General features: G+C 62.1%; 24 protein-coding genes. 6 read left to right on the top strand and 18 right to left on the bottom strand.

All coding sequences use genetic code 11. The annotated features are described in order from the left end of the window. Window positions 1-164 precede the first annotated feature (164 nt). Genes AC02Y0_RS21755 through AC02Y0_RS21770 form a run of 4 tightly spaced genes read right to left on the bottom strand, consistent with a single transcriptional unit; the run spans window position 165 to window position 3,574 of the window. Window positions 165-1,403, bottom strand: a complete 1,239-nt coding sequence (locus tag AC02Y0_RS21755; RefSeq protein WP_476384108.1) for an ABC transporter substrate-binding protein — start codon at window positions 1,401-1,403, stop codon at window positions 165-167. Between the two features lie 46 nt (window positions 1,404-1,449). Next, window positions 1,450-2,496 carry an aldo/keto reductase gene (locus tag AC02Y0_RS21760; RefSeq protein ID WP_476381249.1) on the bottom strand — a complete coding sequence of 349 codons (1,047 nt, stop codon included), beginning with the start codon at window positions 2,494-2,496 and terminating at the stop codon, window positions 1,450-1,452. Between the two features lies 1 nt (window position 2,497). Then, entirely contained in the window at window positions 2,498-2,848 is a 351-nt protein-coding gene (locus tag AC02Y0_RS21765; protein ID WP_476381251.1) for a TIGR04076 family protein, read from the bottom strand. A 12-nt stretch (window positions 2,849-2,860) separates the two neighbouring features. Beyond that, window positions 2,861-3,574 (bottom strand): GntR family transcriptional regulator, encoded by a 714-nt coding sequence (locus tag AC02Y0_RS21770; protein ID WP_476381253.1) that lies wholly within the window; start codon window positions 3,572-3,574, stop codon window positions 2,861-2,863. 95 nt (window positions 3,575-3,669) lie between these two features. On the opposite strand from AC02Y0_RS21770, the gene AC02Y0_RS21775 reads away from it, so the two are divergent. From AC02Y0_RS21775 to AC02Y0_RS21795, 5 genes are read left to right on the top strand one after another with little or no spacing between them, the layout of a single operon-like run. Then, window positions 3,670-4,482, top strand: a complete 813-nt coding sequence (locus AC02Y0_RS21775) for an ABC transporter ATP-binding protein (RefSeq protein ID WP_476381254.1) — start codon at window positions 3,670-3,672, stop codon at window positions 4,480-4,482. After that, the gene (locus AC02Y0_RS21780; RefSeq protein ID WP_476381256.1) at window positions 4,479-5,225 is read left to right on the top strand and encodes an ABC transporter ATP-binding protein; all 747 of its coding nucleotides are present in this window, start codon (window positions 4,479-4,481) and stop codon (window positions 5,223-5,225) included. Before AC02Y0_RS21775 ends, AC02Y0_RS21780 begins: the two co-directional genes overlap by 4 nt. Beyond that, a complete protein-coding gene (locus tag AC02Y0_RS21785) occupies window positions 5,222-6,133 on the top strand; it encodes a branched-chain amino acid ABC transporter permease (RefSeq protein ID WP_476381258.1) in 912 nt (303 codons plus the stop codon). Before AC02Y0_RS21780 ends, AC02Y0_RS21785 begins: the two co-directional genes overlap by 4 nt. Further along, window positions 6,130-7,089, top strand: coding sequence for a branched-chain amino acid ABC transporter permease (locus AC02Y0_RS21790; RefSeq protein ID WP_476381260.1), 960 nt, complete (start codon window positions 6,130-6,132; stop codon window positions 7,087-7,089). The genes AC02Y0_RS21785 and AC02Y0_RS21790 overlap by 4 nt, the downstream gene beginning before the upstream one ends. A 10-nt stretch (window positions 7,090-7,099) precedes the next feature. Then, window positions 7,100-8,569 (top strand): aldo/keto reductase, encoded by a 1,470-nt coding sequence (locus AC02Y0_RS21795; protein ID WP_476381262.1) that lies wholly within the window; start codon window positions 7,100-7,102, stop codon window positions 8,567-8,569. Between the two features lie 39 nt (window positions 8,570-8,608). Here AC02Y0_RS21795 and hydA read toward each other — a convergent pair whose 3' ends face one another. From hydA to AC02Y0_RS21820, 5 genes are all read right to left on the bottom strand, one after another. Beyond that, window positions 8,609-10,039 (bottom strand): dihydropyrimidinase, encoded by a 1,431-nt coding sequence (gene hydA / locus AC02Y0_RS21800; protein ID WP_476381264.1) that lies wholly within the window; start codon window positions 10,037-10,039, stop codon window positions 8,609-8,611. Window positions 10,040-10,063: 24 nt separating this feature from the next. Further along, window positions 10,064-11,335 (bottom strand): cysteine desulfurase-like protein, encoded by a 1,272-nt coding sequence (locus AC02Y0_RS21805; RefSeq protein WP_476381266.1) that lies wholly within the window; start codon window positions 11,333-11,335, stop codon window positions 10,064-10,066. A 31-nt stretch (window positions 11,336-11,366) separates the two neighbouring features. Next, a complete protein-coding gene (locus AC02Y0_RS21810) occupies window positions 11,367-12,116 on the bottom strand; it encodes an amino acid ABC transporter ATP-binding protein (protein WP_476381268.1) in 750 nt (249 codons plus the stop codon). Then, complete coding sequence (locus AC02Y0_RS21815) at window positions 12,116-12,787, bottom strand: amino acid ABC transporter permease (RefSeq protein WP_476381270.1); 672 nt, start codon at window positions 12,785-12,787, stop codon at window positions 12,116-12,118. Before AC02Y0_RS21815 ends, AC02Y0_RS21810 begins: the two co-directional genes overlap by 1 nt. A gap of 63 nt (window positions 12,788-12,850) precedes the next feature. After that, window positions 12,851-13,645, bottom strand: a complete 795-nt coding sequence (locus AC02Y0_RS21820; RefSeq protein ID WP_476381272.1) for an ABC transporter substrate-binding protein — start codon at window positions 13,643-13,645, stop codon at window positions 12,851-12,853. 154 nt (window positions 13,646-13,799) lie between these two features. Between AC02Y0_RS21820 and AC02Y0_RS21825 the strand changes: the two genes are divergently transcribed. Continuing rightward, window positions 13,800-14,498, top strand: coding sequence for a FadR/GntR family transcriptional regulator (locus AC02Y0_RS21825; RefSeq protein ID WP_476381274.1), 699 nt, complete (start codon window positions 13,800-13,802; stop codon window positions 14,496-14,498). A 91-nt stretch (window positions 14,499-14,589) separates the two neighbouring features. Here AC02Y0_RS21825 and AC02Y0_RS21830 read toward each other — a convergent pair whose 3' ends face one another. From AC02Y0_RS21830 to AC02Y0_RS21870, 9 genes are all read right to left on the bottom strand, one after another. Continuing rightward, complete coding sequence (locus AC02Y0_RS21830) at window positions 14,590-16,293, bottom strand: ABC transporter ATP-binding protein (RefSeq protein WP_476381276.1); 1,704 nt, start codon at window positions 16,291-16,293, stop codon at window positions 14,590-14,592. Next, window positions 16,290-17,234: an acetamidase/formamidase family protein gene (locus tag AC02Y0_RS21835; protein ID WP_102021865.1), complete on the bottom strand. Its 945-nt coding sequence runs from the start codon at window positions 17,232-17,234 to the stop codon at window positions 16,290-16,292. Before AC02Y0_RS21835 ends, AC02Y0_RS21830 begins: the two co-directional genes overlap by 4 nt. 79 nt (window positions 17,235-17,313) lie before the next feature. Continuing rightward, entirely contained in the window at window positions 17,314-18,933 is a 1,620-nt protein-coding gene (locus AC02Y0_RS21840) for an ABC transporter substrate-binding protein (RefSeq protein WP_476381278.1), read from the bottom strand. 27 nt (window positions 18,934-18,960) lie between these two features. Further along, a complete protein-coding gene (locus tag AC02Y0_RS21845; protein WP_102021863.1) occupies window positions 18,961-19,881 on the bottom strand; it encodes an ABC transporter permease in 921 nt (306 codons plus the stop codon). Continuing rightward, window positions 19,881-20,729: an ABC transporter permease gene (locus AC02Y0_RS21850; RefSeq protein ID WP_476381281.1), complete on the bottom strand. Its 849-nt coding sequence runs from the start codon at window positions 20,727-20,729 to the stop codon at window positions 19,881-19,883. The genes AC02Y0_RS21845 and AC02Y0_RS21850 overlap by 1 nt, the downstream gene beginning before the upstream one ends. Then, window positions 20,729-21,310 (bottom strand): ANTAR domain-containing response regulator, encoded by a 582-nt coding sequence (locus AC02Y0_RS21855; RefSeq protein ID WP_102021992.1) that lies wholly within the window; start codon window positions 21,308-21,310, stop codon window positions 20,729-20,731. Before AC02Y0_RS21855 ends, AC02Y0_RS21850 begins: the two co-directional genes overlap by 1 nt. Beyond that, window positions 21,310-22,446 carry a transporter substrate-binding protein gene (locus AC02Y0_RS21860; protein ID WP_476381283.1) on the bottom strand — a complete coding sequence of 379 codons (1,137 nt, stop codon included), beginning with the start codon at window positions 22,444-22,446 and terminating at the stop codon, window positions 21,310-21,312. Before AC02Y0_RS21860 ends, AC02Y0_RS21855 begins: the two co-directional genes overlap by 1 nt. Window positions 22,447-22,899: 453 nt before the next feature. Beyond that, window positions 22,900-24,549 carry a bifunctional 3-(3-hydroxy-phenyl)propionate/3-hydroxycinnamic acid hydroxylase gene (locus AC02Y0_RS21865; RefSeq protein WP_476381284.1) on the bottom strand — a complete coding sequence of 550 codons (1,650 nt, stop codon included), beginning with the start codon at window positions 24,547-24,549 and terminating at the stop codon, window positions 22,900-22,902. Beyond that, entirely contained in the window at window positions 24,549-25,409 is an 861-nt protein-coding gene (locus AC02Y0_RS21870; protein WP_476381286.1) for a fumarylacetoacetate hydrolase family protein, read from the bottom strand. Before AC02Y0_RS21870 ends, AC02Y0_RS21865 begins: the two co-directional genes overlap by 1 nt. Between the last annotated feature and the right edge of the window lie 14 nt (window positions 25,410-25,423).

Here is a 25,423-nt window from a genome sequence, read left to right on the forward strand (position 1 = left end):
GGCCGCCGCAACCAAGATCAGATCTAGAACGCTACAGTCGCTTCGACACAGTCGAGACAGTTATTGCATTCCTGGGCGCTGATCTGGCGGATGTACGGTTTGGATGTCTGTGCGGTGGCGGGCGGCCCTTGCGAGCCGCCTCGTTCTTGTCTCTGCGGCGACCGCTACTTCGAAAGCGTGGCCTTGATTTCTGACACTGCCTCGGATTCCATCTGGCCCACGGTCGTCACTTCTCCGTCGGTGATCTTCCAGAGGCGGAAGGGGCCGGTGATGTCGCCGTACTGGTCGAAGCTCACAGGGCCGATGACGCCTTCATATTTGATCGGCTTGCCGTCCTTGAGCAGGCCGAGCGCCTTCTCGAATTCCGCCTTGCCGGCGTAGATCGGCGTGCCGCCGGGTGCTGTGACTTCCGAAATCGCCGTCTTGATCGCGTCCTTGTCGGCCTTGCCAGCCTTGGCGATGGCGAGGGCGACGATGGCACCGGCATCGTAGGATCGATCGGCTGCCGGGGCCGACGGTTCAATGCCACCGGAGAATTCGGCGTAGTTGGCGTTGAAGTATTCGGTCGAGGCCGTCGGCGTGGTTCCGGACGAGGTGCCGTAGGCTTCGTTCAGATATTGCGGGCCAACGCTTGCGATGAAGTCCTTGGAGTTCATGCCGTCGTTGAACAGAAATTTCTGCACGCCGCCGCCAGAGATCCAGGCGCGGGCAATCGTTGCACCGTCGACCGGTGTCGAGACGAGGTAAAGCGCATCGGGTTCGCCTTCCATGGCGACCGATGCTTCGGAAGAATAGCTTGCCTGCTTCTCGTTATAGGGGGTCGTCGAGGTGATCGTTCCGCCGAGCTTGGTGTAGGCGGCCGTGAACTCCTGCATCAGATTGTTGCCGAAGTCGTTGTTGACGTGAATGATGGCGATCTTCTTCATGCCCTGGTCGAGCGCATATTTGGCGGCTGCCGTTCCCTGCAGCGCATCCGAGGTGATGGTGCGGAAGAAGACACCATTGGTCTTGCCGTCGCGGCCGAGTGCCGTCAGCGTCGGGGATGATGATGCCGGAGACACCTGAACGACGCCTGCCGGTGCCGTGACGGAGGTGAGGATCGGGATCGAGACCGACGAGATGATGCCGCCGATGATAACAGGCACCTTCTTGATGTTGACGAGCTGTGTTGCCTGATCGACGGCGACGTTGCCCTGGCTCTGGCTGTCGCGGGTGTCCATGACCAGCTTGCAGCCGCCGACGCCACCTGCGTCGTTGAAGTCACGGAAGGCCATTTCGACGGATTTCGCGCCGGCCTTACCATATTCGCCGGCGGGGCCGGTCAATTCCATCACCACACCGACGGTGATGTCGCATTCTTGCGCATAGGCAGGTGCGGCACCGATCGCAAATCCCGCGAGCATGGTCGAAGCCAGGACGAGGCGTTTCATCTGATATCCCTTGTTCATGTCATTCCCCTTTGTTGAGATTATATTTCATGATGCTGCCGTGCCGCCCGGTGCGGTCCCGCTCGAGCGTATAGACGTCGCCTTCCAGTTCGCGTGCACCAGCGAGGGCAGTCTCGATCTCCGCCAGGTCGGCGTCTGAGAGGACGACATTGGAGATGGCGAGGTTGGAGGCGAGGTGATCGCGATTGCGCGCGCCGACAATCACTGCCGTCACGCCTGGCCGGCGGAGCATGGCGGCGCTCGCGATCGTTGCGATGTCGGTTGCATGGCGGTCCGCCACCTTGCGAAGCGTTGCAAGCAATGCCTGGAACAGATCCCAGCCACCGAGGTCATCGATGATCAGCTTGTACTTGGTCAGCGAGCGGTTCTCGAGCGGATGCTCCGGTTCGGGTTTGCCGAGCCAGCGGTCGGAGAGGAAGCCGCCGGCGACCGTGCCGTAGCAGAACAGCGCGAAGTCGTGGCGAGCCGCCAGGTCGACCATGCGCTTTTCCGGGCGCCGGTCGAGCAGCGAATATTGCAGTTGCAGCGAGGTCAGCGGGATACCGCCGTCGAGGGTCGCCGTGATATGGTCGCTGTCGAAATTCGTTGCACTGATCTTGTCGATCTGACCATCTTGCTGAAGCTCCTTCAGCCAGCCGAGCGTCTCCAGCCAGGCAGGTATCTCATAGTCCCACCAGTGAAACTGAACGAGATCCAGCCGTTCCATGTTGAGCCGCTTGCGCGACGTGTCGATTACGCCTTCCACATAGGCCTTGGTGATCGTCGGCAGGACGCCGAGATCGGGTACGAACTTCGTATGGACGCGAATGCGATCGAGGGCCGCCTGGCCCTGCATGCCACGGTAACGTAGACGGAAGCGCCCGATCAGGTCCTCCACGCCGGTGTAGATGTCCGCGCAGTCGAAGGTGGTGATGCCGGCCTCGGCGAAGGCCACCATGTCTTCGATGGCCGTCTCTTCATCGATGGCGCCATGGCCGCCGGCAAGCTGCCATCCGCCGCGGATGACGCGGGAGATTTCGTAACCGGGGGCGATGGAGATGCGCTGCATGTTACTCTTTTCCTTCGAGGGGCACGGCTGTCGTTGCGGTATGGCTGAAGCGGCGAAGTCCTGTGCGCCGAATTCGCAATCGGGTGGAGCAGTTAGGATCCGGACAGGCGATGTCCGCATCCGTCGTCATCCAGTCATGCGCATGGGTCGGGCGCTGCTTGGCGGCCAGAAGGGGAAGGACGGAGGCGAGCGAGTAGATCGACAGTCCCTGTCCCGGCGGAAGATAGAGCATCTCACCCTGAAGCTCGAAATAGTCGCCGGGCTTGGCGCCGCAGTAGACGGCGCCATTTTCAGGGATCACCACCTCGACACGCAGGTCAAAGAGCTCGAATGTGTCGTCGTTACCGCTCATCGATGCTTTCCCTCACGCCGCTTGTTCGCCGGCGTCGAGACGCCCGCGCACGAGATCGAACGAGCGCCCGATGTCATTGGAAAGCGCGTTGACCGCAGCCTCTCCATCGCGCGCCTCGAGTGCGTCGATGAGCGTCCAGTGGTGGTTGGTTGCGGCAAGACCGCCTTGTTCGTCGTGGATATGGGCGGCGGCGCGGACCACCGGGCCGGACTGGAGCCAGAGGCTTTCGACCATCGGGATGAGGACACGCGAGGAGGCGGCCCGATAGATCTGGAAATGGAAACGATGATTGATTTCAGACGTGACGGGGCCGACGTCCTGGCCATGCCGCTCAAAAGCTGCCTCGCAATTCCGGTTGATCTGTTTCAGGCTTTCAATGTCTTCCGCCGTCAGTCGATGACAGGCGAGCGCCACCAGGCGCCCCTCGATCAGGATGCGGGCACGCTCCAGATCATCGAGGCGTTCGCGGGTGATCAGCGGCACGCGGACGGAGCGATTTGGCAGGGCCTCCAGCGCCTGTTCTGAGACAAGTCGTCCGAGCGCCTCTCGCACAGGCATGGTGCTCGTCTTCAGCCGATCGGCCATGTCGACGATCCGCAGCATGTCGCCTGCGGCAAAGCCGCCATTGATCAATGTGCGGCGCAACTGGTCATAGACGCGATCCTGCAAGGTTTCCCGGCCGACAGGCGTGAGGAAGTCGTCGGATTGGCCAATCGTGTCCGTCATCCCGCCTCCAAGCCTCCCGGAAATATCGGTTGATTTTCGCGTCCACGTAAAGTTTGATCAAACATCACGGATCAAATCAAGGCTCATTTTTGAAGATGGCTGCCGCCCATTCCCAACCATCACGATCGTTTCAGAGTGCCGCAGCACCGCCTGCCATCGAAGCACGGCATCTGACGAAACATTTCGATGGGCTGACCGTGGTCTCCGACATGTCGTTACAGCTCGCCCGTGGCGAGATCCTGGGCCTGATCGGCCCGAATGGTGCGGGCAAGACCACCATGTTCAATCTGCTGGCAGGCAGCCTCAAGCCCAGTTCCGGCGAGATCTGGGTCGAGGGACGGGAAGTCTCGAGCCAAGCGCCGGAAAAGCGGATCGCCCATGGGGTCGCTCGGACCTTTCAGATCCCACGGCCTTTTCTAGAAATGAGCGTGCTTGAGAACCTGCTGGTTGGGGCGCAAAAGCAGACGGGCGAAGGCCTGTTTGCCAATTTCCTGAAAGCTGGGCTGGTGCGCCGCGAAGAAAAGGCAGCGCTTGAGAAAGCGCATGCGATCCTGGAATTCGTCACGCTGTCGCAACTGGCCCATGAACCCGCACGCGTGCTGTCCGGTGGGCAGCGCAAGCTTCTGGAACTCGCGCGCGTGCTCATGGCGGACCCGCAAGTGATCCTGCTCGATGAGCCGGCGGCCGGGGTGAACCCGGCTTTGCTCGAAGTGATCATGGAGCGGGTGATGGCGTTGAATGCTGAGGGCAAGTCTATCCTGCTCATCGAGCACAACATGGACATGGTATCGAGGCTGTGCTCGCGGGTGGTGGCCATGGCGCTCGGCAAACTGCTTGCCGAGGGAGCGCCGGCAGATGTGGCCGCCAATCCTGCCGTCATCGAAGCCTATCTTGGCGGTGGCGCATGACCGATACCGTCCTTGCAACCTCTGCGCTGATCGCGGGCTATGAGCCGGACCTTCCGATTGTTCGCGGCGTGGATTTTTCCGTCGCACAGGGCGAACTCGTCATCCTCTTGGGTCCGAACGGCGCTGGCAAATCCACTTTCGTCAAGGCGATCGCCGGCATGGTGCCGGTGCATTCGGGTCGGATTCATCTGGCAGGCCGGGACATCACGGATGTCGCTCCTCACCGCAAACTGGCCGAAGGTCTGGCCTTTGTGCCGCAGACGGAGAATGTCTTTGCCAGCATGAGCATTCTGGAGAACCTCCAGATCGCCGTGGCGCTCCTGCCGAAATCGCAACGTAACCTCGCTATCGAGACGATGCTGACGCGCTTTCCGGATCTTGCCGTCAAGCCGAAGCGCCTAGCAGGCGCGCTTTCCGGCGGCCAGCGACAGATGCTGGCCGTGGCGCGCGCGCTGGCGCTCAATCCACCGGTGCTCATCCTTGACGAACCATCCGCCGGCCTGTCGCCAAAGATCGTTGGCGAGGTCTTTTCCATGCTCAAGCGCATCAATGGCGAGGGTGTGACGATCGTTCTGGTCGAGCAGAACGTCAAGGCGGCCATGGCGATTGCCGATCGCGCCGTCATTCTGGCCGAAGGGCAGATCCGCCACGAGGGGACGCCTGCCGATCTCGCCGATGATCCACTCATCGGCAAGATCTATCTTGGCACGACCGGGCGCGCAGCCAGTGAGGTGGTGCCATGAACCCGCAATTTCTGATGGACGGGCTGATTGCAGGCGCGATTATCGGACTGGGCGCGGTCGGCGTGACGCTCACCTATTCGATCCTGCGTTTCTCCAATTTTGCGCATGGTGAGCTTCTGTCCTGGGGCGCCTATCTTGCACTCGGCATCAGCAGTGCGCTTGGCGTTCTGGCAGCAGGGCTTACCACGCCGATTGGGCCGTTCTCCTTTGGGTGGTCGCTCCCGATCGCAGCGGTGCTCGCCGTCGCATTGACGGGGCTTCTGGCGCTGGCCGTGGATGCCGCGCTGTTTTCGAGCTTCCGGCGACGCGGCAGCGCGATCATCATCATGGTCATGGCAAGCTTCGGCGCATCGCTTGCACTGCGCAGTCTGCTCGAATTCCTGTTTACCTCGAAGCCTGCCTATTTCAGCCAGGCGCTGCAGATTGCGATGAAGCTGGGACTTGGTCTCAGAGCAACGCCCGACCAGTTGGCCATGCTGGCTGTCGCGCTGGTCTCTGTCGTCACCGTGCATCTCGTCATGACGCGGACGGATATCGGCCGGGCCATGCGCGCGGTCAGCGAAAACCCCGGACTTGCCGGTATCGCCGGCATCGATGTTCGCCGGGTCATCCGAACCGCCTGGTTTCTGGGCGCCGCACTCGCCTGCATCGCAGGCATCATGAGCGGCCTGATCATCCAGATCCGTCCCTATCTCGGGCACGACCTTCTGTTGCCCCTGTTTGCGGCCGCCATTCTCGGTGGCATCGGTTCGGTTCCGGGCGCCATGATCGCGGGCCTGTTCATCGGCCTTTCCGAAGCCTTCACGGTCCAGATAATTGGAGCCGAATGGCGGGCGGCGGTGTCCTTTGCCATCCTGATTGCGGTTCTTCTCGTCCGCCCCCGCGGCCTGTTCGGAAAAGCGACATGAGCATCGATCTTATCGCCTATGGCGCCTTCTTCCTCACCATGGCTTTCACCTACGCGATCATCTGCCTCGGTCTGAATGTTCAGTGGGGCATGACAGGACTGTTCAATGTCGGCATCGCCGCTTTCGTCGCGGTCGGCGCCTACACATCGGCGATCCTCACCACGCCGGAAACTGCGGAGCGCTTTGGCGGCTTCGACATGCCGATTGCGATTGGCTGGCTGGGGGCTGCTGTAGTCTCTGGATTGCTTTCCTGGGCCGTCGGCGCGCTGACGATCCGGCTGAGATCCGATTACCTTGCCATCGCAACCTTCGGCGTCGCCGTTACTGTCCAGCTCTGCATGCTCAACCTGCAGAGCATCACTGGCGGGGCCTTCGGGATCGGCTTCATTCCGCGCCCCTTCGCCGATCTGCAGGGTGATGCCTTGATTTTCAGTCTGGCGAATTGTGGTCTCATGGCCTTGGTCGTGCTGGTGCTCTATCTCGGACTCCAGCACCTGTCGCGCAGTCCCTGGGGACGTGTCTTGCGCGCGATCCGCGAAGATGAGGCCGCCGCGCAGGCACTCGGCAAACGGCCTGTCCGCTTTCGCCTGCAGGCCCTTACCCTCGGTGGCGCCATCATGGGCCTTGCAGGGGCCGCCCAGGCACACTTCATCGGCTTTATCGCGCCCGACAACTATATGCCGGTTCTGACTTTCCAGGTCTGGGCCATGTTGATCGTCGGCGGCTCCGGCAACAATCGCGGTGCGATCGCCGGCGCGATTCTTGTCTGGGGGCTCTGGGCTCTCACGGCCGCCGCCGTCTCCGCCTTCGTTCCGCCTGAGGAACAGGCGCGGGCGGCCGCTTTGCAGATTGTCGCCATTGGCGTCGGGCTCTGCCTCATGCTCCTGCTGCGTCCGCGTGGCCTCTTCGGCGAGGTGAGCCCACTCGCGCGCCTCAGCCGCAACAAACAATCCTGACCATCGAGGAATGATCTCCGTGTCCCAGCATCCTGAACGCATCAATCTAACCCCGGACCTGTCGATCAGCCGTCTCGTTTGCGGCCTCTGGCAGGTTGCCGACATCGAAAAGAACGGCGCCACGGTCGATCCGGAGCAGGGGGCTGATGCGCTTCAGGCTTACGCGGAGGCCGGGTTCGACAGTTTCGACATGGCCGATCACTATGGATCGGCAGAGATCATCACCGGCCATCTCCTGAAGCGTTATTCCGCTGGCGAAAAGCGACCGGTGGCCTTCACCAAATGGTGCCCTGAACCTGGTCCGATGACGCGCGATGTGGTGCGCCGTGGTGTGGAGGACAGACTTGCCCGCCTTGGCGTCGACAAGGTCGACCTTCTGCAATTCCATTGGTGGACATTCGAACATCCGGCCTGGCTCGATGCCCTGCATGAAATGCAGGCGATGAAGGAGGAGGGGCTGATCGGTGCCCTCGGCCTCACCAATTTCGATGCTGCCCATCTCAATCTTGCACTGTCAGACGGGATCGAGATCGCCAGCAACCAGGTCTCCTTCTCCCTGATCGACAGGCGCGCTGCTGGCGATTTGTCGTCCCTTTGCCTCAAGCGCGGCGTGAAGCTTCTGGCCTATGGCACGCTGTGCGGCGGCTTCCTGTCGGAGAAGTGGCTCGGTCAGCCGGAGCCTGCGTCGATCCCCGACTGGAGCCGCTCGAAATACAAACGCTTCATCGATACGGCCGGCGGATGGAGCGTCTATCAGGGTATTCTCAGGGCGGCATCCACCATCGCCCGCAAGCACGGGGTCTCGATCTCCAACGTCGCCAGCCGCTGGGTCCTCGAACATCCGGCCGTTGCCGCGACGATCATCGGGGCACGGCTCGGTGAAAACGAGCACCGCAACGACAACCTGAAGGTCTTTACCTTCGAACTGGATGCGGGTGATCAGGCTCTGCTCGACAACGCCTTTACTGAGGCCACACCCATTCCCGGCGATTGCGGCGATGAGTATCGCAAGCCGCCCTTCCTCACGGCATCCGGCGACCTCAGTCATCACCTCGATGCGATCCCGTCCGTCTACACGGCGGTGCCGGTGCCGGGGCGCGCAGATCGCCTGCAGGTCTCCTCCGGCAGCATCTGGGAGCCGCTGGCGGGTTACAGCCGAGCCGTGCGGGTCGGTGACCGGATCCTGGTATCCGGCACGACGGCGACCCACGGCAGTAACCGTTGTGTGGCACCCGGCGATCCGGGCGCGCAGGCGACATATATTCTCGACAAGATCGCAGCTTCCATCTCGGCTCTCGGAGGAAAGATGGAGGATGTCGTGCGCACCCGCATCTATCTCAAGGATGCATCACAGTGGGAGCCTGTCTCGCGTGCCCATGGCCGCTTCTTTTGCGAGGTCTTGCCGGCGAATACCTTGATCGAAGCCGGTGCCCTTGTCGGCGAGTATGAAGTCGAGATTGAAGCGGAAGCCGTGGTTTAGGTTTTCTTGGCGGGCTGCTTCAGAGCGCTGCCTGTCTCTCTAGGGCCTCGCTGAGGCGCCCGAATTGGTGTCCGCAATCAGGTTCGAGCGCTTGCGGCTCTGATACTGTCCTTGTCCGGCATCGACGACAGAGCCGCGTTCCATGATCGTCTGGCCGCGAACGAGCAGACGTACCGGCCAACCCTGAATTTCCTGGCCTTCATAGGGGGTGTAGTCGGCACCGTGCTGGAGGATCTCGTTGGTCAGGGTCACGCGCTCCCGCGGGTCCCAGAGCGCGATGTCTGCATCCGAACCGATCGCGATCGTGCCCTTTTGCGGGTACATGCCGTAGAGCTTCGCGTGGTTGGTCGATGTGACCGCGACGAAGCGGTTGATGTCGATCCGGCCCTTCATCACGCCTTCGGAAAAGAGGATCGGCAGGCGGGTTGCGACGCCCGGAATGCCGTTCGGAATCCAGCGGAAATGGCGTTTGCCCTTTTCGTTGAGCTTCCCCTCGGGATCGTCGAAGCGGAAGGGGCAGTGGTCCGAGGAGAAAAGGTCGAAGACACCCTGCTCGATGCCTTCCCAGCAGGCGTCCTGGCTCGCCTTGTCGCGCGGTGGGGGAGAGCAGACGAATTTCGCGCCATCCATGCCTTCAAGATCAAGGTCGTCGGCGGTCAGCATCAGATATTGCGGGCAGGTCTCGCCGGCGATCTTCTGGCCGCGCTGACGAGCTCTGCGGATTTCCTCCATCGCCTCGCGGTTCGAGACATGGACGATGACGATCGGCACATCGACGATTTCGGCGAGTGACAGCGCCCGGTGGGTTGCTTCGCGCTCAGCGGCCACGGGGCGGGTGGTGGCATGGTATTTCGGCGCGAACTTGCCCTCTTCCTCATGCCTGCCAATCAGGTAGCGGATTGCATCTTCGTTTTCGCAATGGACCATGACCAGGGCGCCGGTGCGACGCGCGGTATCGAGGGTTGCCAGGATCTCGTCGTCGCGCAGACGCAGGCCCTCATAGGTCATGAAGACCTTGAGCGAGGTGTAGCCGTCCTCCACCAGGGCCGGCAGTTCCTGGCCGAGCACTTCAGCCGTCGGATCCGTGATCACCAGGTGGAAGGAAACGTCGACATGGCATTTTCCGTCTGCCTTGGCGTGGTAGATCTTCAGTGCTTCGCGCAGGGACTGACCCTTTTCCTGCATGCAGAAGGCCAAGACAGTGCTGTTGCCGCCGATCGCGGCTGACCGCGTGCCGCTGTCGAAATCATCGGCCATGACGATGCCGTCGCCCGAGGGCTGGTCGAGATGCACATGGCTGTCGATGCCGCCGGGCAGTACAAACAGGCCGGTCGCGTCGATGACCTCATCGGCTTCTGTCAGGTCTGCTCCCAGCGCAACGATCCGGCCGTCCCGGATGCCGACATCGCTGACGAATGTGTCGCTTGCCGTCACCACTGTTCCGTTGCGGATCACCGTATCGAAGCGCATCAGTCAGTCCCTTTTCGTTTGGTTTCAGCTCGCCTTGGCGAGGCCGGCCTCACCGGCGAGGATGGTGTCGAGAGCGGTGGTGAAGCGGTCGACTTCCTCGATCGTGTTGTAATGCACCATCGAGACACGCAGCATGCCGCCATGGTCGGTCAGTCCAAGATATTCGGCAAGCCGACGTGAATGGAAGTCTCCGAAGCGCATGGCGATCTTCTCGGCATCCATGGCCTTGCAGAGGTCGGCCGCCTCGCGTCCATCGAAGCGGAAGGCGATGGTGGGGACGCGTTTGCTGTCGCGGTTCACGGACTGGCCGACGATCATGCAGTCGTTGCGTGACCGCAGATAGGTGAGCAGGCGTTCGGTCAGCGCGTCTTCCTGTGCGGTGATCGCGCCATAGGCCGCTTCGATCTTCTGCCGGATCGTTCCAGTTTCGCCGGCCTGTTCGCCGAGTGAGACGAGATAGTCGACGATGCCGCATGTGGAATAGGCGAGCTCATAGTTCGGATTGCCCGGCTCCAGTTTGCCCGGCACTTTGTCGCGGCCGTAGAAGTAGTGGTAGAGCGTGTCGAGCTCGAGCAGCAGGTCGTATTTGCCGTACATCAGCGCGTAATGCGGACCGTAGGTCTTGTAGAGGCTGAAGACATAGTAGTCGACGTCGAAGGCCTGAACGTCAACGGCCCGGTGGGGGGCGTAGGCGACCGCATCGACGCAGATCTTGGCGCCGCGGGCATGGACGAAATCGGCGATCTCGCGGATCGGGTTGATAGAGCCAAGGATGTTCGAGCAATGGGTGACGCAGACGAGCTTCGTGCGCTCGCTCATCAGGGGCGCCAGATCGGCGAGGTCGAGTGCCAGCGTTTCCTTGTTCAGCGGCCAGATCTTCAAGATCACGCCGCGTTCCTGCAGCCGGTCCCAAGGGCCGATGTTGGACTCGTGATCCGAGATGGTGATGATGATTTCGTCGCCCGCCGTCAGCTGGCTGTGCATGGCGCGGGCAAGATTCTGCAAGAGCGCCGTCGTTGAATTGCCGAACACGATCTCTTCCGGACGGTTCGCATTGACGAGATGCATGGCGGCGGTTCGCGACTCCAAGAGGGCTGCTGCGGCAGCTTGGGAGACCTCGTACGAGCCGCCGATCTGGACATTCTTGTCGAAGAGGAAGGTGTTGATCCGCTCGACGGCACTTTTGAGGATCTGGGAGCCGCCCGCATTGTCGAAGAAGGTCCAGCCGCGGGCGAGGCCCGGGAACTGGGTGCGCACATAGTCGAGATCAAGCGGCTTGGCGGAAGGGGCTGGCATTGCGGGGGTGTCCTCCAGTGTTTTTTCTTGTTCAGTGATTGAGGACTGCGCGAAGGAAGCCGCGCGTCCGCTCGTGTTTCGGGCCGTCGAAAATCTCCACCGGCGTGCCGCTTTCGACCAGGCGTCCGCCATCCATGAAGATCACACGGTCGGCAACCTGGCGGGCAAAGCCCATTTCATGCGTGACAACCACCATGGTGACGCCGGAGCCTGCCAGCTTGCGCATGACGTCCAGCACCTCGCCCACCATTTCCGGGTCGAGCGCTGAGGTTGGCTCGTCGAAGAGCAGGACGCGCGGCTCCATCGCAAGCGCCCTGGCGATCGCTACGCGCTGTTGCTGGCCGCCCGAGAGCTGGCCTGGAAACTTCTCGGCTTGCTCAGAGATGCCGACGCGGGCCAGCAGTTCGCGGGCTTTTCGCTCCGCTTCCGCCACGGATGTGCCGCGTACGCGCATCGGGGCGAGCATGACGTTCTTTAGAACGGTCATATGCGGAAAGAGGTTGAAGGACTGGAAGACCATGCCGACTTCGGCGCGCACCTTGGCAAGCGCCGGGCCGGGCTCGACGCGAATGCCGTCGACCGTGATCCGGCTTTCGGGTGCAAAGGCTTCGAGATGGTTGATGCACCGGATCAGCGTGGACTTGCCCGAACCAGAGGGGCCGATGACGCAGACCACTTCGCCTTCGGCAATGTCGAGGTCGATGTCGTGCAGAACGGTGAAGGTGCCATAGGCCTTGGTCAGCCCACGGATCGAGATGAGGGGCGCAGTGGTTCCGGTCATCAGCGCTTCCCCCGGCTGAAATGTTTCTCGAGGCGCGAGACGATCGCGACCATCGGCCAGAGGAGCGCGATGTAGATGAGCGCTGCGCCGATGAGGGGCGTGGGATTGGCTGCGAGTGCCTGGGCCTGGGTCGCCTGCTTCAAGAGGTCGGGCATTGCGACAACGGAAGCGAGCGCCGTATCCTTCATGACGTTGATGCAGTTGTTGGTGAGCGGTGGGATGACGATGCGGATCGCCTGGGGCAGGATCACGTCGACCATGGTGTGGCGATTGGAAAGTCCGAGCGCTGCGGAGGCCTCGAACTGGCCATGCGGGATGGCCTCGATGCCGGCGCGAAAGATCTCTGCCGTATAGGCTGCCGATACCAGGGACAGAGCCGTGACTGCCGAGAAGAAAGGCGAGAGCCGGATGCCAACGAAGGGCAGTGCGTAATAGACGACGATCAGAAGCACCAGAAGCGGGATCGACCGGAAGATGTCGATATAGACTCGTATCAGAACCTTGAAGAAACCCGGTGCGTAGAGGCGCGCAACTGCCAGGAAAAGGCCGCCGGCGAGGCCGACGAGAATGCTCGTCACCCCGATCTGTAGCGTGACCAGCAGCCCCCAGAGCAGAGCGGGAAGGCTGTCAGCGAGGACGTCGAGATTGAAGAAGGTATTGATGAGTGTCATGCCGCATCGGCTCCCGTGGCAGGCCGGCGGAACAAGGGTGTCCCGCCGGTTGCGTTTCGAGCTTTACATGGCCTTTGGCATGTCGAGCACCGTGACGGTCGAGGTGGTGTCCTCGGCCTTCGCGCCGAACCAGGTTTCATGCAGCTTTGCGATGAAGCCTTCCTGCTTTAGCGCGGTGATGACGGTGTTGACCTCGGTTGCGAGCGGATCGTTCTTGTTGAACATGATCGAGTATTTCTCGCCGGTCGGGATGCGCTCGACCACTTTCAGTTCCGGCTTGTCCTTCACGTAGTAGAGAAGGGCCGGAATGTCGGAGATGTAGCCGTCGACGCGGCCGGCGACGAGGTCGAGCATGGCCGGCTGCAGGCCTTCGAAGCGGCGGATCTCGCCGAGCTTGTATTCACCCTTGTTGGCATCGGCCCACATGTCGCCGGTCGAGCCGGTGTCGACACCGACGACCTTCTCGCCCATGTCCTTCAAGCCCGTGATGCCGGAGGCGGCGGTCACGGTCAGGGACTGGTCGCTGTCATAATAGGGCTGCGCGAAAGAGACGGATTCGAGGCGCTTCTCGGTGATGGTGATCGACGAGATCGCCATGTTGATGCGGCCCGACTGGACCGCCGGGAAGAGGCCGTTGAACGGCGTGTTGACGAATTCGACAGTCTTGCCGAGGCGCTTGGCGATCTCGTTGACGAGATCGACCTCGAAGCCCGCGACCTTGCCGCTGGCGTCTTCGAATTCCCACGGGACGTTGCCGATATTGGCGCCGACGGTCAGGTCTGCGGCATGGGCGGAGGTGCCGAATGCGGCAAGCAGGCCCGCGAAGATGGATGCTTTAAATGTGGTTGAACGTGTCATGAGAGTTCCCCTTGTTTTTTGAACATGACTCAATCTACATTGGTCTAACTGGTCAGACCAGTCAGACCAAACAAGCATGCTGCTTTGTGCTTGGCAAGAGGATGGCGAAAAAAATAGATTGCGCGTTGAAGTACGCCGCCAGGGAAGGGACTGCATGTTCAACAAGACGCTCGTTCCGCAGTCCGTGGCACGCGAAATCCAGGGTATGATTCAGTCCGGACAGCTGAAGCCGGGCGAGAAGATCCCCTCCCAGCGGGAGTTTTCCCAGAAGTTCGGCATTAGCCGGGCCTCGCTGCGCGAAGCACTGCTGACGCTGGAAACGCTGGGGCTTTTGAAGACCGAAGCTGGGCGAGGCACCTTCGTTGCAAACCCTTCTGCGCCCAGCTCGGGTGCGGCCGGTCACATGGCGCCCTGGCGCTATTCCGACAGCTATTCCGTCTTCGATGTCTTCCAGACGCGCATCCTGCTGGAGGGGGAGATCGCCCGGCTGGCGGCGGGCCGTCTGACCCAGTTGCAGCTCGACAAGATGGAGCAGGCGACCCGGACGATGGAAGAGTGCTGGGCGAACCAGGATCTGCTCGCGAATGTCGAGGCGGACCTTGAGTTTCACGGCACCATCGTGTCTGCCTGCTCGAACGCCATGCTGAAGGCGCTGTATCAGACGGTGCGTGACCAGGTGACCGAGACGCAACGTCAGCCGATCCCGATCACCGACCCGGAGCGTATGCGGGAATCGATCGGCGAGCACCGCAAGATCATCGCGGCGCTCAGGGCCAATGACGGGGCACGGGCGAAACTCGAGATGGAGACCCATATCCGCAACACCGCGCGCTGCGCCGGGTTGGAACCGTAAGGCGCGGCTGCCAGTCAACTTGTCAGGCAGACCTTACGGCACCGCCATCCACGCGGATCTTGGCCCCCGTCAGTCGTTGCCCCCCCTCGACTCAGGATGCTCCTGCGATGAGCCGCGCTTGATCGCGATATTGCCTTGGATCCGGAACGGGGACTGCTGCCATTAGCGCCCGGGTATAGTCATCGCTCGCATTTTCGAAGACCGCGCGGCGGGTGCCGATCTCGACGATCTCGCCGCCTCGCATGACGGCGACATGGTGTGACATCTTTTCGATGACGGCCATGTCGTGGGAGATGAACAGATAGGCGAGCCCCATCTGTTCCTGCAATTCGAGCATCAGGTCGAGAACTCTGGCGCGCACGGAGACATCAAGCGCTGCGACGCTTTCATCCGCCACGATCAGCTTTGGCTCAAGGGCAAGCGCCCGGGCGATGCAGATGCGTTGCCGCTGGCCACCTGAGAACTCGTGGGGATAGCGTTCGGCGGCATCCGGCGTGAGGCCGACGCGTTTGAGCAACTCCGCAACGCGATCTCGGTGTTCGGTGCTGTCGCCGATACCGTGGATGACCAGGGGTTCGGCGATTGCGGCCCCAATGCTCATGCGTGGGTCAAGCGACGCATAGGGATCCTGGAAGATCATCTGGGCGGCGCGGCGGATCGGGCGCATGATGGCGCTTGATGAGGGCATGACCTCCTGGCCTGCGATCCGGACGCTTCCCTCAAAGGGGATGAGCCCGAGGACGGCCTTGCCGGTGGTGGACTTGCCGGAGCCGCTTTCACCAACGAGCCCCAGCGTTTCCCCGGCCTTGAGCTTGAAGCTCACATTCTTGACCGTCGGCTCCGGTTGTGGCCCGCGCCGGAGCCAACCGGTTTTCCGGCCGTAGGTCACGCTGAGGTCGGCAACGTCCAGAATGGGGCTTGGTACAGCAGGGGCCACCTGGGAGACCGCGGTTACCCGCGGTGGTATGTCCGTGCCGGCATGGGCTCCTAGGCGGGGGACGGCCGCCAGCAATTGTTGGGTATAGGGATCGGAAGGACGTTCGAAGATATCGATCGATGTCCCCTGCTCGACAATCCTGCCTGACTTCATGATCGCCACGCGGTCGGCCATTTCCGCGACCACGCCCATGTCATGGGTGATCATCAGGATCGAGGTCTGAAACTCGTGGCGCAGTTCGCGCATCAGTTTCAGGATCTGCGCCTGGACGGTCACATCGAGCGCGGTGGTGGGTTCGTCGGCGATCAGCACTTTCGGGCGGCATGAGAGTGCCATGGCGATCATCACGCGCTGGCGCATGCCGCCGGAGAGTTCATGCGGATATTGCGTCAGTCGGCGGGCCGGATCGCTCATCTGCACGGCATCGAGCATCTGGCGGGCAAGGCTTTCAGGACTTTCGGTCAGATTTTTCCGGTGTTCCCGGATCGCTTCCGTCAGTTGGGCGCCGACAGTCATCACCGGATTGAGGGATGTCATCGGCTCCTGGAAGATCATCGCGATATCGCCGCCTCGGATGCTGCGCATCATCCTCTCGGACTTGCGGGTCAACTCCGACCGGCCAAGAAGGATTTCGCCTGAGGTGACGCGCAGCGACGCCTTGGGCAAGAGGCCCATGATGGCGAGCGAGGTCACCGACTTGCCGGAACCGGACTCTCCGGCCAGGCACAGCGTTTCCCCGGCAGCCAGATCGAAGGACACCCGGTCGAGGATGCGCTTCAGGCCGGTTGGGGTCCGGGCGTCGACCGAGAGTTCCTTGACGGAGATGACCGGACCCTGGTCCTGACTTTGCTCGGTCACGAAAGAACGATCCTCGGGAAGTAGAAGGAGACAACCCAGTTGGGCATGTCGACGATTTCGCTGATCCTGAGGTCTCCGCAGACCGAGCAGAGCATGTAGGCGTCGACCGGGTTCATGCCGTGTTCGGCCGTGAGCAGATCGATCATCCGCATGACCGCTTCCTGCGCACCGGTCATCAGGTCGGGGCCGATGCCGGTGGTCACTTCGTAGCCAGCGCCATCGAGATGGCGGGTGACGGGTTCGGTCGTCGTGAAGCGCGGTGACTTCAGATTGGCGCCTTTGACCAGATCAAGCGTCAGTTCGACGTTCATCTGGCTTTCGATTGCGGTTCCGCAGACTTCGCCATCGCCCTGGGCGGCATGCGTGTCGCCGACCGAAAAGAGTGCGCCCTGCACTTCGATCGGAAGATAGAGCGTCACGCCCGAGGTCAGGTCGCGGATGTCCATGTTGCCGCCAACGCGACGGGGCGGGACGACCGAGTGAAGCCCTGCCTCTGCCGGTGCGACGCCGATCGTGCCGGTGAAGGGCTTGAGCGGCACCTTGCCGCCGGGGCCATAGGCGGCCGGGGCCATCGAGGCGGTGTCGTAGGACCAGACATGCAGCGCCGGATCCTTGAACTGGTCTGCAAGAAGACCGAAGCCCGGGATATTCGCAGTCCAGCCATGGCCGGATGGATGGAATTTGCGGATCGTCACCTTCAGGGCGTCGCCCGGCTCTGCGCCCTCGACATAGACGGGACCCGAAACCGGATTGATCTTGCCGAAATCCAGGTTGGCGAGCGTGTCGAGTGTCGCGTCGGCTCCGAGCTGTCCGCCGGAGGAATCCAGGCATTCGAACAGGATTGTTTCGCCCGGCTTGGCGACGAGGGCAGGGGAGAAGTCCTTGTTCCAGCCAAAGTTATGCTGGGCCCGGTGAATGGTGTGGTTGCAGGCGACGCACATGATGATGCCTCAAGTGTTTTTCGTGTGTTTCCTCAGGCGCTGCCCCCTCGATCAGGAGGGGGCAGCAAGGGCAGTTGCGTTACTGCTTCACGAAGATCGCGTCGTAATTGATGACGCGGGTCGGATCGATGTAGATGTTGTCAGGGCCGCCCATGCGTGCCGACTTGGCAACGACACGGCGTTCGTTGATGACTGGCACCCAGGGCGCATCCGCCATGATGTCGGTGAAGATCTTGCCCCAGGCCGCCTGACGTTCGGCAACCTTGGCCGGATCGGACATCGAGTCGGCTTCGATCGCCCGCTTGTCGAGCGCCTCGTTGCAATACCAGGACCAGTTCCAGCCGCCCTGGACCGCGCCACCGCAGCCGAGGATCGGGCCGTAGAAGTTGGACGGATCCGGGAAGTCGGCGATCCATGCCATGCCGCCGGACCAGATCATCGGGGCTTCGCCTTCGGTGCCGCCGGCCGCGATGACATTGCCCTGCGCCAGTGCACGGACTTCTGCCTTGACGCCGATGGCCGCCAGATCCTGCTGGATCGCCTGAGCGATACGGGGCTGCGGATCGGTGTTGGTGGAGTAGAGCACCGTTTCGAAGCCGTCGGGGAAGCCGGCTTCGGCCAGCAGGGCCTTTGCCTTCTCAACGTCGAAGGCATAGCCGGTGAAGGCCTTGTCATAACCCGGCATCAGCGGCGGCAGGGGCTGGTTTGCCGGTGTCGCGCGACCGTTCAGGATGCGGGTGATGCGCTCCTTGTTGACGGCCATGTTGATCGCCTGGCGGACCTTCACGTCGTCGAGTGGCTTGATCTTGGTGTTGAGCGTCAGATAGCCGGTATGCAGCTGTTCGCCGTCGACGATCATCTGCGCGCCTTCAGCCGAGTTCTTGATCTCGAGGAACTTGGCCGGCGGAATACCGTCGCCGGCAATGTCTATCTCGCCCTGCTGCAGACGCAGGAGAGCGACGAGCGGCTCCTGGCCGACTTCGACGGTCACCTTGTCGATGTAGGGCAGATCCTTGTTGAAGTAGTCAGGATTGCGGTCGAAGACGAGCCGCTGGCCGATTGTCCAGTCCTTCAGAATGAAGGTGCCGGATCCGACCGGCTTCTTGCCGAAGTCGCCGGCTGCCGCTTCCACGGCTTCCTTCGGTACGACCGAGGCGAAGTTGATCGCCAGCACGTGCAGGAAGGTGGCATCCGGACGGGACAGCTTGAAGACCACCGTCATGTCATCAGGCGTTTCGATGCCCGACAGGGTTTCGGACGTACCGCCGGACACCGCATCAAAGCCGGTGATGGCACCGAAGAAGCCGGCGCCCGGGCCTTGCGTCTTCGGATTGACGGCACGTTCGATCGAATACTTGACGTCGGAGGCAATAACGGCGCGGCCGTTGGAGAACTTGACGCCCGGACGGAGCTTGAAGGTGTAGGTCAGGCCATCGGCAGAGACGTCGAAGCTTTCAGCGAGCGACGGCACGAGATTGGCGGTGCCAGGCTCATAATCCATGAGGCGGGAATAGAGGCTCTTGATCATCGACCAGTTAACCCAGTCATAGCCGATCGCCGGGTCGAGCGTCGTGATGTCGTCCTTGTAGGTGACGACGATGTCACCACCCTTTGCGGGCGTATCCTGGGCGCTGGCCGAAAACGGCATCAGCGCCATAAGGGCGGCGGCGGTTGAGTTGAGAAGCATACTTCTGAACATTGAACGTTCCCCTTTTGTCGTTAGGCTTCAGTGTGAGCGGATACGCGGGTCGATGACCGGCGCAATCAGGTCGGCAATCAGATTGCCGGTGATGATGGCGAGAGCGGAGGTGAGCGTGACGCCCATGATGATCGGGATGTCCACCTGCTGGATGGCCTGCCAGGCGAGCTGGCCGATGCCGGGCCAGCCATAGACGGCCTCGACCACCACCACGCCGCCCATGAACTGGCCGATATCGATGCCGATCATGGCGATGATCGGCAGGATGGCATTGGGCAGGACATGGCGGAGGATCACGCGGGCTCCGGACAGTCCCTTGGCGCGTGCGGTGCGGATATAGTCCTGGTTCAGCACGTCGATCATCGCCGAGCGCACCATGCGGGCATACCAGCCGGCTCCGAGCATGCCGAGCGTGACGGCCGGCAGGACCACATGGGCGGCGGTGCCATAGCCGGACATCGGAAACCAGCCGAGCGTGGCGGCAAAGACGTAGAGGAGCAGCAGGGCGACCACGAATTGCGGGGCCGACACCCCGACAAAGGCGGACATCATGACCGTACGGTCGAGAAGGCCGCCGCGATTGAGGGCTGCAATCGAGCCAAGGATCACGCCAAGCAATACCTCGAGGAATATGCCAGCGGCCATCAGTGTGAGCGTTGCCGGCAACCGGGCTGCAATGAGTGTCACCACCTCGGTCTTCTGGGCATAGGAACGGCCAAGATCTCCCTGGACCAAGCCGCCGACATATTGGGCAAACTGGACGGGCAGCGGCTGGTCGAGGCCGAGTTCGCGCCGGATGTTTTCGACCGTCTGGGCCGTGGCGCTCCGCCCGGCGAGCATGCGCGCGGGGTCTGCCGGGAGAGCGTAAAGCAGCACGAAGGTGATCGCTGCCACGCCGAACAGGATCAGCACGGATTGGACCAGACGTTGTCCCAAGACAGCCAACATCAGCCTCTTCCTCTCTGCGTCGGATCGAGGATGTCGCGCAGGGCGTCACCCACCAGATTGAAGGCGAGTGCCGTCATCAGGATCACGGCGCCTGGGAAGAAGACCAGCCAGGGGGCTGCCTGGAAATAGCTCTGGCTCTCGAAGATGATGTTGCCCCAGGACGGATCAGGCGGCTGAACGCCGATGCCGAGGAAGGAGAGCGTGGCCTCGAGAAGCACTGTCGTCGCGATCCCGAGCGTTCCCCAGACGATGGCAGTCGGCACCAGATGGGGCAGGATGTGCAGGAAGAGAATGCGGGCGTGACCGGCGCCCAGCGACCGTTCGGCCAGAATGAAGTCACGCTCCACCAGTCCGCGGGTCTCGGTGTAGACGATGCGCGCGACCTGAACCCAATTGACGAGCGCGATCACCAAAGCGACGATCCAGAGGCTGGGTTTCAGAAGGGCTGCGAGGACGATGGCGAGCAGCAGCGCCGGGAAGGCCATCATCAGATCGGTGAAGCGCATGATGAGATTGCCGGCCCAGCCGCGGAGATAGCCGGCCATGATGCCCACGAGAAGTCCGATCGAGACCGCGACGCCATTGGCAACGAGGCCGATGATCAGTGATGTCCGCGCGCCGAACAGCATGCGGGAGAGGAGATCGCGACCGAGCGTATCGGTCCCGAGCACGAACGGACCGCCAGGCGGCATGGGTGCGCCCTCGAGGGTCAGGCCGTCAAACATCTGCTCATTGGGGTCGAATGGGGCAAAGAGCGGTGCGCCGAGCGCCGCCAGGATAACCAGGGCGATGACGATCAGGCCGAACAGGGCCGCGGGCTGGCGACCGATTTCCTTGAAGATCCGCATCAGCCTGCCTCGCACAGTGTTTCGAGCCCGCCGACGAGGAGCGCTGCCAGTTGTTCAAGGGGAATGCGGCGTCGCATGGCGCAGGTTCTGAGCAGGACATAAGCCTGCTCGTCGTCGATCTGCCGTTCGGTCTTCAGGCGATTGACCGCTGCAAAGACAATGGGGCGCAGCTTCAGGCGCTCTTCAAGCCGGGCGATCCGCGCCTCATCCTCGAGGCGCTGCTCGTAAGCGCTGACGGCAAGCACGAGAGCCGGGTAAATGGTCGAGGCTGAAACGGGCTTTGGAATGAAGGAAGTCGCTCCGCAGTCGATTGCCCAGGCAATCCGTCCTGGTGCTTCCGAGCCCAGGAGGGCCGCAACCGGGCGGGCGGGTTTGCGCCGTGCCCAGGGCAGGAGTTCGTCCCAGCCGCGATCGGCGTCGACGATCACGAGATCGGGCAGATGCTCCTCCGCCAGAGGCAGCCACTGGAGAGACGAGGAAATCCCCAGCAGAGCAAGCTGCCGGCGCAGCTTTTCGGTGTTCGTGTCGTCCTCTGCGAGGATCACGACGCGCCAGCCTGTGAAGTTCGGCGTCTTGGCGATCATGACACCACCCTCAACAGAGGTTCACGACGCGTGCTGCCGCCGGTGAGGTAGGGATCGGCGGCCAAGGGTGGTCGCGAGGCAATCACGTCAAACCCGCGCTCGGCATTGATGCGGCCGAGCAGGAAGGGGAGGGCAGCGTGATTGGTGGCTGGATCGACGGTCATTGCGCCGAAGAGGCCCGGCCACGTCCGGCCGTGAACCTGTCGACGCACGGTCGCCGGGTCGCTGGCGGCCGATGCCTCGATGGCGGCGATGCACATGGTGACCGCCGTATAGGCGCTGGCGAAGATGCTGGAGACGCGCCGCGTCTCGGGCTTGAAGGCGCGAAGGTGTGCCTTGAAATCGCGGTTCTCGGCGCTGTCGAGCGTGTCGAAATAGGAGGCGGCGCAAAGCTGGCCGGTCGCAGCACCCGCTGCAACTTCATCCAGTTCGCTTTCCTGCAGGTCGCAGCTGGCCACGGGGCAATTCTCGGGCAGAAAGGCCGGGTCGCGTTTGCCGAGTTCGTGCATGGCCTCCAGGAAGGCATAGCTCGACGGGCCGATGAGATTGTTGAGGATGAAGCTCGGGCGCTTTTCCGCGATGTCGGCGATGATGCGCTCAACTGCCGTTTCCTCAAGCGGCAGGTAGCGCTCGCCGAGCACCGTGCCGCCGGCATTGGCGACAAGTTCGCGCGCCAGCCGGTTCATTTCCCAGCCCCAGACATAGTTTGCCCCAACGAGGTAGGGGCGGGTGCCGTAGCGGGGGACAAGATGTTCGAAGAGGGGGATCAGATGCTGGTTCGGACAGCCGCCGATATAGATGACGTTCTCATTGGCCTCGAAGCCTTCATAGGGGCACATGTACCACAAGAGGCCGTCGTGTTTCTCGACCAGTGGCAGCACTTCCTTGCGCGCGGCGGAGGTAATGGTGCCGATGATGTGTCGGCATCCGCTGTCGCGGATCAGGCTGCGTGCGCCTTCCAGATAAGCGGCAAGATCTGCATGGGGATCGAAGAAGACCGGCTGGACGCGCGTGCCGCCGGCATTTCTGTATTCATGGAAGGCGAATTCCACGCCGTCGAAAGCATCGCGGCCCATGGCCCCGTAAGGCCCGGTCGTCGAATAGAGTATGCCGATCTTCACTGGGTCCAGCATGTGCTTTCCAAACGCAAAAAAACCCACAACGCGGGTCCCGGCGATCGGGGCGTTGTGGGGCGATATTGCCCATTGACGGATGTCGTCGATTTGAGAATTCTTGGGCTCAATGCCCATATGGTGTGCATGATTAAAATATGCCCACCCGATCTTTGTCAAGCAGAGACAGGGCGCGCAAACTTGAAAATGCAGAGAGGCGCTGATTTGTCTCCCAGTGCCCCTGGTTTCCGCAGGATGTGGGGCGTTTGACTTTTCTTGGAGTAGGCGCCGTCATGCTGAGGCGGGTCGGTACGGCCTACGATACACGTCCGATACAGCGCTGGATCCGAGCGTCCCACACCATGCCGAGCAGAGCCTCAGGCGCTGGCAGAGGCGACTGGGTCAGGTAGAGCTGCCGATATCGCCTCACTCCTTTGCTGTCGGTCGTGCCATTCTCCTCCCCGGGGTGACTATTCAGATGGCCTTCGACCGCAGTTCCTCATCTGCGGCGAAGTGTGGCGTCCGTCTGTTTTCAGGCGGCTCGGTCAAGCTTGTGATCATGGGGATCAGCCCGGCTATCGAGTGCACCGGTTCGATCGCGGCGACATAGCGGTCGCGGCGCAGCAGGAGTGCCGTGTCGAGGCAATCGCGGAAAGGTTTTTCCGAAAAGAAGCGGCTGCTGTCGCGAACGATGGGGAATGGGGCCGAAGCAGGGTTCGTCCATTCTGGCGTCAGGCCGATGACCGCGCAGCCCAGCTTTTGCATGCGGTCCAGCATTTCCGGGTCGAGCCAGCGCTCGGGGGCTTCGGAAAAGATCAACATCACGGGTCGATCAGGAAGCAGCGTGTCGAGCAAGATCTGCTGGCGATCGATGGCGGTCACGAGCGGCTGCGGGATCATCCTGCCAATAGCCGCAGCGCCTGCAGCGTTCGGGCTCGGTCGGATCAGTCCGGCCGAAAATCTCGGCTTCGGCTTGTATTTCATCTGGGCAAAGTAGTCCCGGGCCGGGCCGTAGAGCCCGAGAAAACGGAAGCCCATACGGATCAGTCTGCCCCGTTGGACCGAGGCCGGCATCATGATCTTGCCCATACGAAGCGCCAGTTCGATCATCGACCACGCATGCGGTTTGCGTTCGGCCTCGTAGCTCTCCAGGAGATCTTCCGGGTCTGCCATTCGCAGCGCTTCATCCAGCTTCCAGGCAAGATTGTGCGCGTCGCGCAGGCCGCTGTTCATCCCCTGTCCGGCAAAGGGTGGCGTGAGATGCGCGGCATCGCCTGCCAGGAAGATGCGCCCCTGTCGCCAGCGGGCAGCGATCCGGGCGTGGAAGGTGTAGACCTTCTGGCGCCTGATGGGCTCGTCGCCATCTGGGCCGACTTCGGCCAGAAGCCTGCGGGCAAAGCTCTCTTCCTCGGCCTCCTCTGTGGTTTCGCCGGGGTTGAGCTTGAATTCGTAGCGGCGGATGCCGCCTGGGCCTGGCAGGGTGATGACCGAGCGGCGCGGATCGCAGAACACTTCCGTGTGGAAGCAGCGATTACGTGTCGAGTGCAGATCGACGATCAGCCAGGGTTCCTGGAAGGTCGAACCTTCGAGCTGTATGTTCAGTGCCTTGCGCACTGCGGATCGTCCGCCGTCGGCGGCCACCATATAGCGGGCCCGCAATTTTTGCGTCTGCCCGCCTGTCGTAATCTCGGCAAGCACATGGTCGCTGTCCTGATGGAAGGCTGACAACTCTGCCCCGAAGACGGCTGTCACGCTCGGGTGCCGCGTCAGGGCTTGTCGCAGCGTCGCTTCAAAGACTGGCTGTTCGAAGGCGTTGCGCTTGTCGAAGCCGTATTCCTTGACGTGCGGCTTTACCTCCGCAAAACGGCGTCCGTCCGGGCCGAGATAGATCGAGCCGTATCCCTTGACCGTAATGGCAGCGACCGTCTCTGCCAGTCCTGCCGCCTGCAGCGCGCGCAAGGACTCGTCGTCGATCGAGACGGCGCGGGGTTCCTGCACCGTCGTTTCGTTGCGTTCGACGAGCGTGGTCCTGACGCCCATGGAGCCGAGCAGGTTGGAGAGCAGAAGGCCTGTTGGACCTGCCCCGACCACCAGGACATCCGTCTCCTCCGGGATGCGCGCCATCACAAGAGGGCCGTTTCTGCGACGACGGTGTTGACCAGCCGGCCAAGTCGGCTGATTTCGACCTCGATCACGTCGCCTACCTTCATGTAGAGCGGTGGCTCGCGGCGGTCACCGACGCCGCCGGGGGTGCCGGTCAGAATGACATCGCCGGCTGAGAGCGGGGTGTAGGTTGAGATATAGGCAATGAGCCGCTCCACGGAGAAGATCAGGTCTGCCAGTGTTGCATCCTGCATGACCACGCCGTTCAGCCGTGTCTGGATTGTCAGGCGGCTGTAGTTTCCGACCTCATCCGGCGTGACCATGAAGGGGCCGAAGCCGCCGGTGCCGGGAAAGGTCTTGCCGGGGCCGAACTGGTGGGTGTGGCGCTGCCAGTCTCTGATTGTGCCGTCATTGTAGCAGGCATAACCTGCGACATGCTCCAGTGCCTGCTCCTCGGGGATGCAGCGTCCGCCACGGCCGATGATGACCGCCATCTCGCCCTCGAAGTCGAGCTTGTCCGACACGGCAGGCAGCAGCATCGGTTGCCCATGGGCAATCTGGCTGTCGGCATATCGCGAGAACATGGTCGGATGCTTGTTGTCGGGCCGCTTCGTCTCGGCACGGTGCGTCTCGTAGTTGAGGCCGACGCAGAGGATCTTTCCTGCATCCGGCACCACCGGCAGCAGCGTCACGTCCGAGAGCGCGAAGTCCGCAGGTCTTCCCCGTGCGAAGCTTGCTGCCGCCTTAAGCATGTCGGCTGCAATCAAGGCCTTGAGACTTGCCAATCCGGGGGCAAGCCGTTCCGTCAGATCGACGATGCCGTCATCCGCCAGAATACCGAAGCCGCATTTCCCAAGCCGCACAAAACTGATGAATTTCATGATCTCTCTCCCTT

It is taken from the genome of Allorhizobium sp. nf9_anc, assembly GCF_056323085.1.

Coding starts and splice junctions, on each gene's coding strand:
- AC02Y0_RS21860 (WP_476381283.1), bottom strand. CDS start 22,446: ATGCTGGACCCAGTGAAGATCGGCATACTCTATTCGACGACCGGGCCT.
- AC02Y0_RS21810 (WP_476381268.1), bottom strand. CDS start 12,116: ATGACCGGAACCACTGCGCCCCTCATCTCGATCCGTGGGCTGACCAAG.
- AC02Y0_RS21805 (WP_476381266.1), bottom strand. CDS start 11,335: ATGCCAGCCCCTTCCGCCAAGCCGCTTGATCTCGACTATGTGCGCACC.
- AC02Y0_RS21870 (WP_476381286.1), bottom strand. CDS start 25,409: ATGAAATTCATCAGTTTTGTGCGGCTTGGGAAATGCGGCTTCGGTATT.
- hydA (WP_476381264.1), bottom strand. CDS start 10,039: ATGCGCTTCGATACGGTGATCCGCAACGGAACAGTGGTGACGGCAAGC.
- AC02Y0_RS21845 (WP_102021863.1), bottom strand. CDS start 19,881: ATGTTGGCTGTCTTGGGACAACGTCTGGTCCAATCCGTGCTGATCCTG.
- AC02Y0_RS21765 (WP_476381251.1), bottom strand. CDS start 2,848: ATGAGCGGTAACGACGACACATTCGAGCTCTTTGACCTGCGTGTCGAG.
- AC02Y0_RS21760 (WP_476381249.1), bottom strand. CDS start 2,496: ATGCAGCGCATCTCCATCGCCCCCGGTTACGAAATCTCCCGCGTCATC.
- AC02Y0_RS21825 (WP_476381274.1), top strand. CDS start 13,800: ATGTTCAACAAGACGCTCGTTCCGCAGTCCGTGGCACGCGAAATCCAG.
- AC02Y0_RS21770 (WP_476381253.1), bottom strand. CDS start 3,574: ATGACGGACACGATTGGCCAATCCGACGACTTCCTCACGCCTGTCGGC.
- AC02Y0_RS21785 (WP_476381258.1), top strand. CDS start 5,222: ATGAACCCGCAATTTCTGATGGACGGGCTGATTGCAGGCGCGATTATC.
- AC02Y0_RS21795 (WP_476381262.1), top strand. CDS start 7,100: ATGATCTCCGTGTCCCAGCATCCTGAACGCATCAATCTAACCCCGGAC.
- AC02Y0_RS21835 (WP_102021865.1), bottom strand. CDS start 17,234: ATGTGCGTCGCCTGCAACCACACCATTCACCGGGCCCAGCATAACTTT.
- AC02Y0_RS21755 (WP_476384108.1), bottom strand. CDS start 1,403: ATGCTCGCGGGATTTGCGATCGGTGCCGCACCTGCCTATGCGCAAGAA.
- AC02Y0_RS21840 (WP_476381278.1), bottom strand. CDS start 18,933: ATGTTCAGAAGTATGCTTCTCAACTCAACCGCCGCCGCCCTTATGGCG.
- AC02Y0_RS21850 (WP_476381281.1), bottom strand. CDS start 20,729: ATGCGGATCTTCAAGGAAATCGGTCGCCAGCCCGCGGCCCTGTTCGGC.
- AC02Y0_RS21815 (WP_476381270.1), bottom strand. CDS start 12,787: ATGACACTCATCAATACCTTCTTCAATCTCGACGTCCTCGCTGACAGC.
- AC02Y0_RS21775 (WP_476381254.1), top strand. CDS start 3,670: ATGGCTGCCGCCCATTCCCAACCATCACGATCGTTTCAGAGTGCCGCA.
- AC02Y0_RS21790 (WP_476381260.1), top strand. CDS start 6,130: ATGAGCATCGATCTTATCGCCTATGGCGCCTTCTTCCTCACCATGGCT.
- AC02Y0_RS21865 (WP_476381284.1), bottom strand. CDS start 24,549: ATGGCGCGCATCCCGGAGGAGACGGATGTCCTGGTGGTCGGGGCAGGT.
- AC02Y0_RS21780 (WP_476381256.1), top strand. CDS start 4,479: ATGACCGATACCGTCCTTGCAACCTCTGCGCTGATCGCGGGCTATGAG.
- AC02Y0_RS21820 (WP_476381272.1), bottom strand. CDS start 13,645: ATGACACGTTCAACCACATTTAAAGCATCCATCTTCGCGGGCCTGCTT.